The organism is Pinisolibacter sp., from assembly GCF_036782435.1.
Classification (GTDB): Bacteria; Pseudomonadota; Alphaproteobacteria; order Rhizobiales; family Ancalomicrobiaceae; genus CALBKH01.
The window spans coordinates 41,646-54,609 of record NZ_DAIPZB010000010.1 but is presented as its reverse complement, the minus strand read 5'-3'; the positions used below and the strand labels follow the sequence as shown (position 1 = coordinate 54,609).

Annotated in this window: 14 protein-coding genes; 7 read left to right on the top strand and 7 right to left on the bottom strand. The window is 61.8% G+C overall.

The window, feature by feature from the left end:
• Window positions 1-2: 2 nt before the first annotated feature.
• A complete protein-coding gene (locus V7Q42_RS06195) occupies window positions 3-242 on the top strand; it encodes a DUF2274 domain-containing protein (RefSeq protein WP_080620514.1) in 240 nt (79 codons plus the stop codon).
• Here the strand turns inward: V7Q42_RS06195 and V7Q42_RS06190 are convergent.
• Complete coding sequence (locus V7Q42_RS06190) at window positions 175-1,158, bottom strand: LysR family transcriptional regulator (protein ID WP_080620515.1); 984 nt, start codon at window positions 1,156-1,158, stop codon at window positions 175-177. The genes V7Q42_RS06195 and V7Q42_RS06190 overlap by 68 nt on opposite strands.
• Before the next feature lie 384 nt (window positions 1,159-1,542).
• Here V7Q42_RS06190 and V7Q42_RS06185 point away from each other — a divergent pair, with 384 nt between their 5' ends.
• The 3 genes from V7Q42_RS06185 (at window position 1,543) to V7Q42_RS06175 (ending at window position 3,456) form a co-directional block, all read left to right on the top strand.
• Window positions 1,543-1,752 carry a heavy-metal-associated domain-containing protein gene (locus V7Q42_RS06185; RefSeq protein ID WP_080620516.1) on the top strand — a complete coding sequence of 70 codons (210 nt, stop codon included), beginning with the start codon at window positions 1,543-1,545 and terminating at the stop codon, window positions 1,750-1,752.
• A gap of 279 nt (window positions 1,753-2,031) precedes the next feature.
• A complete protein-coding gene (locus V7Q42_RS06180) occupies window positions 2,032-3,066 on the top strand; it encodes a cation diffusion facilitator family transporter (protein ID WP_080620517.1) in 1,035 nt (344 codons plus the stop codon).
• A gap of 45 nt (window positions 3,067-3,111) precedes the next feature.
• Entirely contained in the window at window positions 3,112-3,456 is a 345-nt protein-coding gene (locus V7Q42_RS06175) for an ArsR/SmtB family transcription factor (protein WP_080620518.1), read from the top strand.
• 24 nt (window positions 3,457-3,480) lie between these two features.
• On the opposite strand, the gene V7Q42_RS06170 is transcribed toward V7Q42_RS06175, so the two are convergent.
• The 4 genes from V7Q42_RS06170 to V7Q42_RS06155 all read right to left on the bottom strand — a co-directional run bounded on the left by V7Q42_RS06170 (window position 3,481) and on the right by V7Q42_RS06155 (window position 7,522).
• Entirely contained in the window at window positions 3,481-5,877 is a 2,397-nt protein-coding gene (locus tag V7Q42_RS06170; RefSeq protein ID WP_089389385.1) for a heavy metal translocating P-type ATPase, read from the bottom strand.
• A 65-nt stretch (window positions 5,878-5,942) separates the two neighbouring features.
• Window positions 5,943-6,446: a DUF305 domain-containing protein gene (locus V7Q42_RS06165; RefSeq protein WP_080620520.1), complete on the bottom strand. Its 504-nt coding sequence runs from the start codon at window positions 6,444-6,446 to the stop codon at window positions 5,943-5,945.
• Window positions 6,447-6,467: 21 nt separating this feature from the next.
• Window positions 6,468-7,190 (bottom strand): glutaredoxin family protein, encoded by a 723-nt coding sequence (locus tag V7Q42_RS06160; RefSeq protein ID WP_230382932.1) that lies wholly within the window; start codon window positions 7,188-7,190, stop codon window positions 6,468-6,470.
• 56 nt (window positions 7,191-7,246) lie between these two features.
• Window positions 7,247-7,522, bottom strand: coding sequence for a metal-sensitive transcriptional regulator (locus V7Q42_RS06155; protein ID WP_064790834.1), 276 nt, complete (start codon window positions 7,520-7,522; stop codon window positions 7,247-7,249).
• 116 nt (window positions 7,523-7,638) lie between these two features.
• On the opposite strand from V7Q42_RS06155, the gene V7Q42_RS06150 reads away from it, so the two are divergent.
• The gene (locus tag V7Q42_RS06150; RefSeq protein WP_080622749.1) at window positions 7,639-8,823 is read left to right on the top strand and encodes an MFS transporter; all 1,185 of its coding nucleotides are present in this window, start codon (window positions 7,639-7,641) and stop codon (window positions 8,821-8,823) included.
• Between the two features lie 90 nt (window positions 8,824-8,913).
• Here V7Q42_RS06150 and cueR read toward each other — a convergent pair whose 3' ends face one another.
• Together cueR and V7Q42_RS06140 are read right to left on the bottom strand one after the other, a co-directional pair.
• On the bottom strand, window positions 8,914-9,363 hold the full coding sequence (gene cueR / locus V7Q42_RS06145; protein WP_080620522.1) for a Cu(I)-responsive transcriptional regulator: 450 nt from the start codon (window positions 9,361-9,363) through the stop codon (window positions 8,914-8,916).
• A gap of 61 nt (window positions 9,364-9,424) precedes the next feature.
• Window positions 9,425-12,154: a heavy metal translocating P-type ATPase gene (locus tag V7Q42_RS06140; protein WP_226341156.1), complete on the bottom strand. Its 2,730-nt coding sequence runs from the start codon at window positions 12,152-12,154 to the stop codon at window positions 9,425-9,427.
• A 164-nt stretch (window positions 12,155-12,318) separates the two neighbouring features.
• On the opposite strand from V7Q42_RS06140, the gene V7Q42_RS06135 reads away from it, so the two are divergent.
• Both V7Q42_RS06135 and copM read left to right on the top strand, forming a co-directional pair.
• Window positions 12,319-12,513, top strand: coding sequence for a heavy-metal-associated domain-containing protein (locus V7Q42_RS06135; RefSeq protein WP_080620523.1), 195 nt, complete (start codon window positions 12,319-12,321; stop codon window positions 12,511-12,513).
• Between the two features lie 14 nt (window positions 12,514-12,527).
• Window positions 12,528-12,920, top strand: a complete 393-nt coding sequence (copM, locus tag V7Q42_RS06130) for a CopM family metallochaperone (protein WP_080620524.1) — start codon at window positions 12,528-12,530, stop codon at window positions 12,918-12,920.
• Window positions 12,921-12,964: the final 44 nt, after the last annotated feature.

Here is a 12,964-nt window from a genome sequence, read left to right as displayed (position 1 = left end):
TCATGACCAAGCTGAGACTCGGCCCGCTGCCCGACGACAAGCCCGTCAAGGTGACGGTGGAGCTGCCCGCGCCGCTTCACCGCGATCTGGTCGCCTATGCCGAGGTGCTGGCCCGCGAGAGCGGCCAGCCCGTCGCCGATCCCGTCAGGCTCATTGTGCCGATGCTGGAGCGATTTATTGCGACAGATCGCGGCTTCGCAAAAGCACGTCGCTCGCCCCAATCTGCGAAGCCGCTTGCTTGAGCCTCATAGCCTTGGCAGACGCCGCCTTTGCCATGGAGAGCAACCTGCGGAACGCGGGATTGTCGTTCGCCGGGGACCAGACCGCCGAAAATGGAAGCACCTCGGCGGCGATGGGTCGGTATGTGATGCCTGGAAGCGCGGCCACCGTCATGGCCTCGCTCACTAGCGTCAGACCCTGGCCGATCGCCACCAGCGGCAGCAGGTTATCCCGACCGACCGATTGAACCTGGATCTCGGGATGCCGGCCGAGGTCCGCCAACTCCCGCACCAGATGGTCATGGATCTCCTGGCCCGGCGCGGCTTCGCTGACGATGAAGGGCTCATCGGCGAGATCTCCCCACATCACCTCGTCCAAAGCCGCCAGGGGGTGGAGATCGGGCAGCACAACGAAAACCCGCTCGGACCACAGAGGCGCCCGGTCGCATCCAGGCCATTCCCGGTCGCCGGTCAGGAAGGCGACGTCGAGGCGGAACTGGCGGATGGCCGCGACGTGTTCGGCAGGATCGCCGTCGATCAGTTCGATCCTGACGTCTTTATGAGACCGACCATAGCTTGCCAGCAGCTTTGTCAAAAAGCCCGAAGCGATGGACGAATAGATGCCGATCCGCACTCGTCCCTGCTCGGATCGTCCTGCGGCGGCAACTTCGTGAGCGCCTTCGTCTATCGTCTTGATAGCCCGACGCGCGCGATGAAGGAAACGCTGCCCCGCAAAGGTCTGCGACACGCCCCATGCGTGCCGGTGAAAAAGGGACGCGCCCATCCTGTCTTCGAGATCGGCGATGCAACGGCTGATTGCCGATTGCGATAGTCCTAACGAACTCCCTGCCTTTCGGAAGCTGCCATGTTCGGCAGCGGCTATGAAGTAGCGAAGGTGACGAAGCTCGATGGAGTCAGGGAACTTGGCGGTCTCCTTCATCCGAGGGCCGCCGTCCGGATCATATGCTCTCGGACCATAGGCAAGCCAACTGTCCCTCTCCGATTGTCGAGCATTCACGCGATGACGAGACGTATCGCGCGTAGCGGGTCATAGCCAGATCATACAACATTTGAACACATAAACAACTGTTCAATATTTGTATGAAAGAGGAAGATAATCGAGAGAGGCGATGCCACCGCCAGGTCAAGATGCCGAAGTCTCAAAACGAGCCCGTGGCGCTTGAGGATTGCGGTCGTGGCATGACGGATGCTTGCGGCTTACAACGGTGGCAAGGTCAAGCAGAAAGTTTTCTGAATTTTGCCCCTTGACCTTCCAACGGTGGAAAGCCCCATTTTCCAGAGGACTCAAATCAAGGAGCCCTCCATGTATCTCTTCACCGTTCCCAACATGACATGCGGCGGTTGCGCCAAGTCGGTAACCAAGGCGCTGCAAATCGTCGATGCCGCCGCGAAGATCGAGACTGATCCGCCCAAGCGTGAGGTCCGTGTTGAATCATCCGCGACCGAGGCGGACCTGCGTGCCGTTCTCACCGAGGCGGGCTATCCGGCCGAAGGCGCCCCGGCAGCCGCCTGATGCTACCTCCTGCCCACTGATCATGAGCGTCAAGCTGCTCCCGTAGGTGTCCCCCGGTTCATTGCAGTGTCAAAATGGGCAGTCCTCGGGCTGCCCATTTTGATTTCTAGGATCAGCCAGATCTTCAACGTCGAAGGCGTCGGCATTGCCCTGTGCGCCGTCACGACCCGTCGGTCCTAGAGGCTTCGGGCAGATGGCAAAAAAATTCGCACGGCTGGTTGACAAGCATACACGTGAACAACTATTCAAGTGTTGACTTGATGCAACCGGAAACGAGCAATGGCAAACTCATCACACTCCCACAGCGACCATGACGGTCACGACCACTCCAAGCACGACCATAACCACGGCGGCGGCCACGATCATGGTCACGATCACGATCATGACCACTCGCATGTCCCGACAGTCACGAAGGACAACGAGCGCAAAATCCTCATTTCCTTTTTCATCATCTTCACCTTCATGATCGTGGAGGCCGTCGGCGGCGTGATCTCGGGCTCGCTCGCGCTGCTTGCCGATGCCGGCCACATGCTGACCGACGCAATCGCGCTCGGCCTCGCCTATGTCGCCTTCCGCCTCGGTCGGCGGGCCGCGGACGGCCAGCGCACCTTCGGCTATGCCCGCTTCGAGGTGATCGCCGGCCTGGTCAACGCTCTTACGTTGTTCGGCATCGTCGGCTTTATCGTCTATGAGGCTATCGAACGGTTCCAGGAGCCCCAGCCGGTCCTCGCTGGTTCGATGTTCGTCGTAGCCATCATCGGCATGCTCGTGAACCTCTTCGTGCTTTGGTATCTGACGCGCGGAGATTCCGAACACGTCAACGTCAAGGGCGCTGTCCTGCACGTCATGGGCGACCTGCTCGGCTCGGTGGGTGCGATCGTCGCCGCTGTCGTCATCTGGTATACGGGTTGGACTCCTATCGACCCCATCCTGTCGGTATTCGTGTCTCTGCTGATCCTGCGCAGTGCATGGAGCCTGCTCAAGAACACTCTGCATATCCTGCTCGAAGGCGCACCTGACAACGCCGGCGCCGACAAGATCTCCGAGCATCTTCTCAAGACTGTTCCTGGTATCCAGAGCGTCAACCATATCCATGTCTGGTCGCTGACCTCCGGTCGTGTGCTGGCGACGCTTCAGGTGCAGCCGATGGAAGGCGTCGATGTTCGCAGCGTCATGAAACAGGTCGAGGCCGAACTGAAAACGAAGTTCAAAATCGAACACCCGACGATCGGCATCGACTGGGACGGAGTAGCCAGTTGCACCTTGGAGGAGCCGAACACCGCGGCGCTATCCCATGCGGGTCATTCGCACTGATCGGTCGCGCCTGATGGTTCACTCAGTTGATCGGGAAGGTTCGACATGAATATCGCAGAAGCCCCTTCGTCCCAAGAGTTGAACTTTCTCGCTGAAACCTTCCGCCTGCTGGGTGATCCCAGCAGGCTGAAGATTCTCCTGCACTGCGAAGACGGTCCGAAATCCGTGACCGATATTTCCGAGGCGCTGGAGCTTTCGCAGTCGCTCGTCAGCCATCACCTGCGTCTTCTTCGTGGCGCGCGCCTGGTGACCCGTGTTCGCCACTCGAAGCAAATGTTCTACGAGGTCACCGACAGGCATGTCGGTGACGTTCTGCTCGACATGCTCTCGCATGCGCGTGAGGAAAGGGAAGGCGACCCAAAACGCGACATCATCGGTCCTCGTTCTTGAGCAGCCCTTCGCTGGCCTGTGACACTAAATGTCGATCTTGGTAGTTCTCAATCGCAAAGCGTTGGCAATGACGCTGACCGAAGAGAGCGCCATGGCCAGTGCGGCAAGCGCCGGTGACAACAGCAGCCCCATCACGGGATACAGTAACCCGGCCGCCACCGGCACGCCTGCCGAGTTGTAGAAGAATGCGAAGAACAGGTTCTGCCGGATATTGCGCATTGTCGCTCCCGACAGGCGACGCGCCTTCACGATCCCCAATAGGTCACCGCCTAGCAGCGTGACTCCCGCGGATTCCATGGCGACATCCGTTCCTCCGCCCATCGCTATGCCGACATCGGCAGCCGCAAGCGCTGGGGCGTCATTCACCCCATCGCCCGCCATGGCGACGATACGGCCTTCCTTGCGAAGACGTGTAACAACCTCGCTCTTGCGTTCTGGAAGCACCTCGGCCTCCACATCGGCGATGCCCAGCTCTTTTGCCACCGCCTGAGCCGTGAGCTTATTGTCACCAGTCATCATGACCACGCGGATGCCGTCCTTTCGGAGGGCTTCCAGCGCTGCCGGCGTAGTGGATCGTATGGGATCGGCCACGCCGATGGCGCCGACGGGCCGGCCGTCGATGGCGACCAAGACGGCGGTGGCCCCGCGTGAGCGAATGACGTCCGCCTCGATCGCCGCTGCGCCCGGCTGAACGCCTTCCAGCTCCAAAAACTTGGCGCTACCGATCAGCACGCGCTGACCGGCGACGGTTCCCAAGACTCCCCGACCGACAGGAGAGTCGACGTCCGAGGGTTCCGACAGTGCGAGCTGCTTCTCCACCGCGGCACGGACAATAGCCTGTGCAATCGGATGTTCGCTCGCACGTTCAAGGCTCGCCGCGGCTTGAAGAAGTTCCGTCTCGCTCCGCCCATCGACCGGAACGATGGCCGTGACGGCCGGTTTCCCCTCCGTAAGCGTGCCGGTCTTGTCGACCACGAGGGTATCGATCTTCTCCAGCCTTTCGAGCGCCTCGGCGTTCTTGATCAGCAATCCGAGATTGGCGCCTTTGCCGACGCCAACCATGATCGACATCGGCGTTGCAAGGCCAAGGGCGCATGGGCAGGCGATGATGAGAACAGAAACAGCCGCAATCAGGCCGTAACTCAACCGGGGTTCCGGGCCAAAAAGGGTCCAGGCCACAAAAGCGATCAAGGCGATAACGATGACCAGTGGAACGAACCAGCCGGACACCTGGTCTGCTAAGCGCTGGATCGGGGCGCGGGACCGCTGCGCCTGCGCCACCATCTGGACGATCTGCGAAAGCATGGTATCGCGACCAATGCGAGCCGCATCCATGACCAGAGCGCCAGATTGATTGATGGTCCCTGCGATGAGCTTTGCACCCGGCTCTTTCGTGACCGGCATCGATTCGCCGGTAATCATCGATTCATCGACGGCCGAACGCCCCTCCAGCACCGTCCCGTCCACCGGAACTTTCTCGCCCATGCGAACACGAAGCTTGTCGCCGACGGCAATATGCTCGACCGCCACCTCCTCGTCGGTGCCATCTGGCCGGATACGTCGGGCTGTCTTCGGAGCCAGGTCAAGAAGCGCGCGTATCGCGCCCGAGGTCTGTTCGCGCGCGCGTAGCTCCAGCACTTGGCCGAGCAGCGCCAGCACCGTGATCACCGCGGCCGCCTCGAAGTAAACCGCAACGGTGTCTCCCATCATCCGCGCCGTTTCCGGGAACAGGTCGGGGGCGAGCGTTGCCACCACGGAGTAAATCCAGGCAACGCCTACGCCCATCGCGATGAGCGTGAACATATTGAGCGATCGGTTCACCACGGACGCCCAGCCGCGCTGAAAGAACGGCCAGCCTGCCCACAGCACCACCGGCGTCGCCAGTATGAGTTGCAGCCAGTTGTTGATCTGGCCAGGAATGTAACGATGCAGGCCGAAAAGTTCGCTGCCCATCCCAAGGAAGACCACCGGAACAGAAAGGGCGGCACCCACCCAGAACCGTCGAGTCATGTTGACCAGTTCCGCACTGGGTCCGGTTTCGGCCGTCGGCATTTCGGGTTCCAGCGCCATCCCGCAGATCGGGCATGATCCTGGACCGACCTGACGGATCTGGGGGTGCATCGGACAGGTAAAGATCGTGCCCTCCGGCACTACCGCTGCCTGGGTCGGTTCCGATGGTCCAACATATTTGCCCGGATCGGCCATGAACTTGGTCTGGCAGTTCTCGGAGCAGAAATAATACGTCGCGCCCTGGTATTGGGCTCGGTGCTTAGCCGTTGTGGGGTCCACGGACATCCCACAAACGGGGTCCTTCACAGTATCGCTTGCCTCCGCAGTCGCGGTGTGATGGCCCGATCCGCCACCGTGCCCCTTGTTATGGGCATGGGCGGCGCCTTGATGATGGTTATGGTCGTGAACCATAGTAAGCCTCCGCTTCCCTTATCTCCCCGCATGCAGGTTGCCACCGCATGCGAACCAAGCCCCGACTAATCGTTCAGCCGGCCAGCAATCGCCTGCATTTGCTCGATCTCGCGACGCTGGGCGACCTCAATCTCTTCACACAACGCCAGAAGCTCGGCGTCCGACAGGTTGGCCTCTCTGCACATCAAGATGGCTCCCGAGTGATGCGGAATCATCGAGTCGATAAACTGGCGGTCATCGATCATGGCTTGGGATCGAGTCGCCCAAAATGATCCCAGGGTAAGGACGACAAAAAGCACATAGAGGACAATATTCACGCTGCGGTTCGGAAACATGCCCGGCATCGTCGCCAGCATGAAGATGCCCATCGGCGCCCACATGGTTATCGCCATGTAAAGCATGTTCAGATTGTTCCGGAAGTCGCCCCAGCCGTCGATCATCGAAAACATCACGACATACATCACGATGAGGCCGAGGATCATGTTGATCCAGAACATCAGATAGGGACGGCCATGGGAGCCGTGGCTATTCCCCGAATGCCCGCCATGAGCCGTGTGGTCGCTCGCCATTTGATCGTCCTTTCGCGGTTGTCAGTGTCCAATGCCCATCGGCTTGAAGATCATCCAGACCGCCATGCCGATCATCATGAGGTTCTCGGTGAGCGACACGAAGCCGAGCGGCACGTTGCTGTCGCCACCGACGCAGGCGCATTTCAGCTCGCGCCTGTCGATATAGACCGCCTTGAACACCGAGACCGCGCCGATGCCGCCGATGAACAGCGCGACGGGGATCGACACCCACATCAGGGCACCGGAGATCATCAGGACGCCGGCGAGCGCCTCCGCGAAGGGATAGATGTAGGCATATCGGACCCATCGCTGCGCCAGAAGGTCGTAGTTCAGGAACATGGTCGCGAAGCCTTCCACGTCCTTCAGTTTCTGAAGGGCAAGAAGGCACATCGCGATGGCGATGAGCCATTCGGCGGCTTGGACCGTCGCGAGGTTCCCGAACGCCGCCCAACTCGCGGCCAAAGCCATTAGGGCAGCCATCGCGAACAGCGCGATCACCGGCTTGTAGGTAACGGCATCCTTGTCCTCGACCTTGCCGCCGAAGAACCGGACGAGATCATCGTAACCGCCGATCCGCTTGCCGCCTATGAAGGTCTGCGGCGTCGATTGAACATCATGCTTTGCCTTGAAGGCGTCCGTCTCCGCGCGGGTCGTCAGATGGTGATCGTCGACCTCGTAGCCTTCCCGCTTGAGCAGATCGAGCGCTTTCAACCCGTAGGGGCAGGTATGGTTTTCCATCACCATTCTATGAAGTTCGGCGCGTTTGGCTGCATGGGTCGCCATAGTCTGATCCCTTCGATCTAAAGTTTCGCTTTCGCGAACACCTCCACCAGTTCATTGAACTTGGCGCGCTGAAGGTCTGCATCGCCCGATGCGATCGCCTCCTCGACGCAGCAGGCGGCATGCGATCGCAACACCTGGTTCTCCACCTTGGAGAGCGCGGCTTTAACCGCGTGGATCTGGTTGAGAATGTCGATGCAGTATCGCTCGTCCTCGACCATCTGGCCGACACCGCGAACCTGCCCGGCGATCCGGTTGAGCGACGCGATGATCTGCTTGGAATTTTTGTTGCACATCCAGCTACCCCTACCCGGTATGGGTATATATACGTTAGAGCAAAAGTTTGGTTCCCGCAAAACCCAAGAGTTTTGCCGGCATGTCAACGTCGAAGCAAATAATCGTGGGAGGTCCAATGGACGATACGGTAACTGTCCGGCGCAACATCACCGTCCTTACTGCCGCGCAGGCGCTCGGAGGATCGAGCGCGCCGATCGTCATGTCGCTCGGCGGCCTGGTCGGCCAGCAGCTTGCCGACAACCCCGCATGGGTGACGCTGCCGGTCAGTCTCTTCGGTCTCGGCCTCGCAATCGGCACGCTGCCCGCCGCCTTCGTCATGCGCGCCTGGGGGCGCCGTGGCGGTTATCTGTTCGGCGCGTTGTTCGGCCTCGCAGCGGGACTCATCGCGGCGTTTGGCATCTTCGTATCGTCGTTCCTACTGTTCTGCGTCGGCTGCTTTACCGCCGGTCTCTACGGTTCCTACGTCCAAAGCTATCGCTTCGCTGCCGCCGATGCTGCCGAAGGCGCTTTGAAGGCACGAGCAATCTCCTGGGTGATGGTCGGTGGGCTGATCGCGGCTGTAATCGGTCCGCAGCTCGTCATCTGGACACGCGATTCCTTCCCCGGCACCCCCTATGTCGGCAGCTTCCTCAGCCAGGCGGCGCTTCCGTTGTTGTCGATCCCGATTCTGTTGATGCTGCGCACGCCGCAATCCGCTTCGCAATCCGCGTCGGAAAGCTCCGGCCGTTCCCTGATCCAGATCCTGATGATGCCCCGCTACATGCTTGCCGTCGCGGCCGGCGTCGTCTCCTACGGCCTCATGGCTTTCGTCATGACGGCCGCACCGATCGCGATGGTCAATACCGGCCATTCGGTCGACAGCGCAGCACTCGGAATCCAGTGGCATCTACTGGCGATGTTCGCGCCGAGCTTCGTCACCGGCCGCCTCATGACACGCTTCGGCAAGGAGCGTGTGACGGCGGCGGGGATGCTGCTCATCGCCGTCTCGGCCATCGTCGCGCTGGCCGGGCTTGAGCTAATCAATTTCTGGGGGTCTCTGGCCATCATGGGCATCGGCTGGAATTTCAGCTTCATCGGAGCGACGGCGATGGTCACAGACTGCCATACGCCGGGCGAGCGCGCCAAGGCGCAGGGCGCAAACGACTTCATGGTCTTCGGCACGACCGCCGCCGTCTCGTTTCTGGCAGGCAGCGTCCTGCACAACTCGGGCTGGGCGGCAATCAACTGGCTATTGTTTCCGCCGGTCGCCTTGATCCTCGTGCCGTTGCTCTGGCAAGCGGCACGCAAACCGCAAGCCTGAAACGCAATGTCCCCGCCATTTTGGCGGGGACGCACCGGGTCAGGTCCTCGCTCTGCGCCCTCGCAGCCGAAAGGCTGCTTGGGCATGCGGTTATTGCAGCGAGCGATTGACCGCGCCGGACCGAGGCCGGATCGAAAGATCTTCATCGTCCTGATCGGTCTCAAGGCGCTGTAGGATCGGGCAATGCGGCCGATGATCCCCTTGGCAGGCGTTCACCAGCATGGTGAGCGTGTGGGCCATGTCCTGCATATCCGCGATCTTCCTCTCCAGCGCGTCGATATGGCCCTGCGCCAAGCGCTTCACTTCTGCGCTCTGTCGCGTCTCGTCGCGCCAGAGGTTGAGCAGGTCGCCGATCTCGGCCACCGAAAAACCGAGGTCGCGCGCGCGGCGGATGAAGCGCAGCATGTGGACATCGGTAGCCGAATAATCGCGGTAGCCGGAGTCCTTCCGATCAGCAGCCGGGATGAGACCTGTCTGCTCGTAGTAGCGGATCATCTTGGCCGAAACGCCCGATGCCTTTGCTGCCTGTCCGATGTTCATGAACAATCTCCCATATGTAAGGACAGCCGACCCTAAATATAGGATCGGCTGTCTGGTTTCATCAGCCCTGGACCTTGAAGGTCTTGAGCCGGAGCGCATTGCCGAGGACGAAGACGCTCGACAGGGCCATGGCGCCGGCGGCAAAGACCGGCGACAAGAGGATGCCGTAGGCCGGATAGAGCGCACCCGCGGCGACCGGGATCAGGGCCGTGTTGTAGGCGAAGGCCCAGAACAGGTTCTGCCGGATATTGCCGATCGTCGCCTTGGACAGCGCGATGGCGTTCGGCACCCCGGTCAGGCTGCCCGACATCAGCACCACGTCCGCCGCCTCGATGGCGATGTCCGTGCCCGTGCCGATGGCGAGACCCACATCCGCCTCGGCCAGCGCCGGAGCGTCGTTGATGCCGTCGCCGACGAAGGCGACCTTGCCATGCTCGGCCTTGAGCCGGCGGATCGAGTCGACCTTGCCGTCCGGCAGCACCTCCGCCACCACCTCGTCGATGCCCAGGCGAGCCGCGATGGCCTTGGCCGTGCGCTTGTTGTCGCCGGTGATCATCGCGACCTTCAGGCCGAGGTCGTGCAGCGCCTTGATCGCCGCCGGCGTCGTCTCCTTGATCGGGTCGGCCACGGCGATGATCGTCGCCAGCTTGCCGTCGATCGCCGCATAGAGCGGCGACTTGCCCTCGTTGCCCAGACGTTCGGCAACCTGGGCGAAGCCCGCCACGTCATGGCCAAGCTCGACCATGTAGCGATCCGCGCCGATCTCGATGCGCTTGCCGTCGACCACGGCCTTCACGCCGAAGCCGGTCACCGACTCGAAGTCCGACACGGCGGGCAGTGCAATGCCTTCCGCCTCGGCCGCATCCACGATGGCGCGGGCAATCGGGTGTTCCGACTTGGCTTCGACGGCTGCGACCAGGCCCAGCACCGTCGTCCGGTCGAAGCCGGCGGCCAGTTCGAGGTCGGTCAGCGCCGGCTTGCCTTCGGTCAGCGTGCCGGTCTTGTCGACGGCCACCACCTTGGCATCCTTCAGCAGTTGCAACGCTTCACCCTTGCGGAACAGCACGCCCAGCTCCGCGCCCCGGCCGGTGCCGACCATGATCGAGGTCGGCGTTGCCAGACCCATGGCGCAGGGGCAGGCGATGATCAGCACGGCGACGGCATTGACCAGCGCGAAGGTCAACGCAGGCGACGGGCCGAAATAGAGCCATGCAGCGAAGGTGAGGGCGGCGACGGCGAAGACCGCCGGCACGAAATACATCGTCACCTTGTCGACCAGCGCCTGGATCGGCAGCTTCGACCCTTGTGCTTCCTCGACCATGCGGATGATCTGCGACAGCACCGTGTTGCCGCCGACCGCCGTGGCCCGGATCGCGAAGGCGCCCTTCTGGTTCACGGTTCCGGCCACGACCTCGCTGCCGCTCGTCTTGGACACCGGGATCGGTTCGCCGGTGATCATCGACTCGTCGACATAGCTTTCGCCCTCGATGACTTCACCATCGACCGGGATACGGTCGCCGGGGCGGACCTCCACGATGTCGCCGGACAGCACCGAATCGATCGGCAGATCGACCGTCTTGCCGTCGCGGCGGACACGCGCGGTCTTGGCCTGAAGTCCGACCAGCCGCTTGATCGCTTCCGAAGTGCGCCCCTTGGCGCGGGCCTCGAGCAACCGGCCGAGCAGGATCAGGGTGACGATAACCGCGGCGGCTTCATAATAGACGTTCACCGTCCCAGCGGGCAGGAAGCCCGGCGCGAAGGTCGCCACCAGCGAATAGAGGTAGGCGGCCAGCGAGCCGACGGCGACCAGCGAGTTCATGTCGGGAGCCAGCCGCCAGAGCGCCGGGAGGCCCTTGTCGTAGAAGCGGATGCCGGGCACGAACAGCACCAGCGTCGTCAGCACGAACTGAAGATACCAACTGTTCTGCATGCCGATGGTCGCGGCGATCATGTCGTGCGCGCCCGGAATGAGGTGCGACCCCATCTCCAGGATGAAGACCGGCGCGGTCAGAACCGCCGCGATGGTGAAATCGCGGGTCAGCTCACGGCGTTCGGCTTCCTTCTTCTCGGCGCGGTCATCGACCTCGGCCTGGCCCGCCCCGGTCGCCGCCGCGATCACCTTGGCCTCGTAGCCCGCGTTCGCGATTGCCGCGACGATGGCCGCAGCATCGGCGGTTCCCTGGACGGTGGCCTTCTCGGTGGCGAGGTTGACGACGGCGTTGGTGACGCCCGGCACGGCCTTGAGCGCCTTTTCGACACGTCCCACGCAGGAGGCGCAGGTCATGCCCTCGATCGCGACCTCAAGCGAAGCCGCCGCCGGCGCGGTGAAACTTGCCGAAACCGCGTAGCCTGCGTCCTCCACGGCCTTCACGACGACCGCTCGGTCCACCGGGCCGCTCGTCGTGATGCTGGCTTTCTCGGTAGCGAGGTTGACCACGGCATTGGCAACGCCGGGGATGGCCTTGAGGGCCTTTTCCACCCGCCCCACACAAGAAGCGCAGGTCATGCCTTCGATCGGCACTTCAAGGAGGGCAGCTTTCGGCGCACTGAAGCTGGCCGGCACTTCATAGCCAGCATTTTCGACCGCCTTGACGAGCGCTATGCGATCAACCGTGTCGTTCGTCGTGATGCTGGCCTTCTCGGTCGCCAGATTGACGACCGCGTTGGCGACGCCGGGGACGGCCTTCAGGGCTCTCTCGACACGGCCGACGCAGGATGCGCAGGTCATGCCCTCGATAGGCAGGGAAATTGCTGCATTCATCTTGTCCGCAGCTCGAACAGGGGCATCCATTGCCGCCTCCTTTCTAAGTCAGAATTCGAGTTCGGACACTGATATGCTCCTTCCAACGATGGGAAGGTCAAGGGTAAAAATTCCTTTTCGTTTCCTCTTGACCTTACCATCGTTGGAAACCCCAACTTGAGGACCATGAGAACCGAACCCAAAGGAGAAAGCTCATGGAACTCAAGATCGAAGGCATGACCTGCGGCGGTTGCGCCAAGTCCGTCACCAAGGCGATCCAGTCGGTCGATCCGACCGCCAAGATCGATACCAACCCCGCCCAGCGGATGGTCAAGGTCGAGACGACCGCAACCCCGGCAGCCCTTCGGCAGGTTCTCGAAGAGGCTGGCTATCCGGCGACCGTGAAGTGAACAGGAGCAAGATCATGCACAAGCTGACCCCGATTTTCATTGGCGGCGCACTCGCCATCAGCGCCGGCCTCGCCATCGCACAAAGCCAACTGAACACGGATACCACCATGCAAGGCCACGACATGCCGGGGCATTCGATGCCGGCCTCCGACAACCCATCCACGCAGGCTTACATCGAAGCCAATAACCGTATGCACGCCGACATGACAGTCGACTTCACCGGCGACGCCGACATCGACTTCATGCGCGGCATGATCCCGCACCACCAGGGCGCGATCGACATGGCGCGGATCGTGCTGCAATACGGCACTGACCCCGAGGTCCGCAAACTCGCCGAGGAGGTGATCTCGGCCCAAGAAGGTGAGATCGCTATGATGCGGGAATGGCTCGCCGCGCGCGGCCAGTGATTTTGATATGTAGGAACCGCCGCGGTGCGTCAGCAATGATGCGC

Excerpts from the sequence above, each read along its gene's own strand:
- V7Q42_RS06175 (WP_080620518.1), top strand. The coding sequence starts at position 3,112 with ATGAATATCGCAGAAGCCCCTTCGTCCCAAGAGTTGAACTTTCTCGCT.
- V7Q42_RS06155 (WP_064790834.1), bottom strand. The coding sequence starts at position 7,522 with ATGTGCAACAAAAATTCCAAGCAGATCATCGCGTCGCTCAACCGGATC.
- V7Q42_RS06165 (WP_080620520.1), bottom strand. The coding sequence starts at position 6,446 with ATGGCGAGCGACCACACGGCTCATGGCGGGCATTCGGGGAATAGCCAC.
- cueR (WP_080620522.1), bottom strand. The coding sequence starts at position 9,363 with ATGAACATCGGACAGGCAGCAAAGGCATCGGGCGTTTCGGCCAAGATG.
- V7Q42_RS06140 (WP_226341156.1), bottom strand. The coding sequence starts at position 12,154 with ATGGATGCCCCTGTTCGAGCTGCGGACAAGATGAATGCAGCAATTTCC.
- copM (WP_080620524.1), top strand. The coding sequence starts at position 12,528 with ATGCACAAGCTGACCCCGATTTTCATTGGCGGCGCACTCGCCATCAGC.
- V7Q42_RS06180 (WP_080620517.1), top strand. The coding sequence starts at position 2,032 with ATGGCAAACTCATCACACTCCCACAGCGACCATGACGGTCACGACCAC.
- V7Q42_RS06160 (WP_230382932.1), bottom strand. The coding sequence starts at position 7,190 with ATGGTGATGGAAAACCATACCTGCCCCTACGGGTTGAAAGCGCTCGAT.
- V7Q42_RS06190 (WP_080620515.1), bottom strand. The coding sequence starts at position 1,158 with ATGAAGGAGACCGCCAAGTTCCCTGACTCCATCGAGCTTCGTCACCTT.
- V7Q42_RS06170 (WP_089389385.1), bottom strand. The coding sequence starts at position 5,877 with ATGGTTCACGACCATAACCATCATCAAGGCGCCGCCCATGCCCATAAC.
- V7Q42_RS06185 (WP_080620516.1), top strand. The coding sequence starts at position 1,543 with ATGTATCTCTTCACCGTTCCCAACATGACATGCGGCGGTTGCGCCAAG.
- V7Q42_RS06150 (WP_080622749.1), top strand. The coding sequence starts at position 7,639 with ATGGACGATACGGTAACTGTCCGGCGCAACATCACCGTCCTTACTGCC.
- V7Q42_RS06135 (WP_080620523.1), top strand. The coding sequence starts at position 12,319 with ATGGAACTCAAGATCGAAGGCATGACCTGCGGCGGTTGCGCCAAGTCC.
- V7Q42_RS06195 (WP_080620514.1), top strand. The coding sequence starts at position 3 with ATGACCAAGCTGAGACTCGGCCCGCTGCCCGACGACAAGCCCGTCAAG.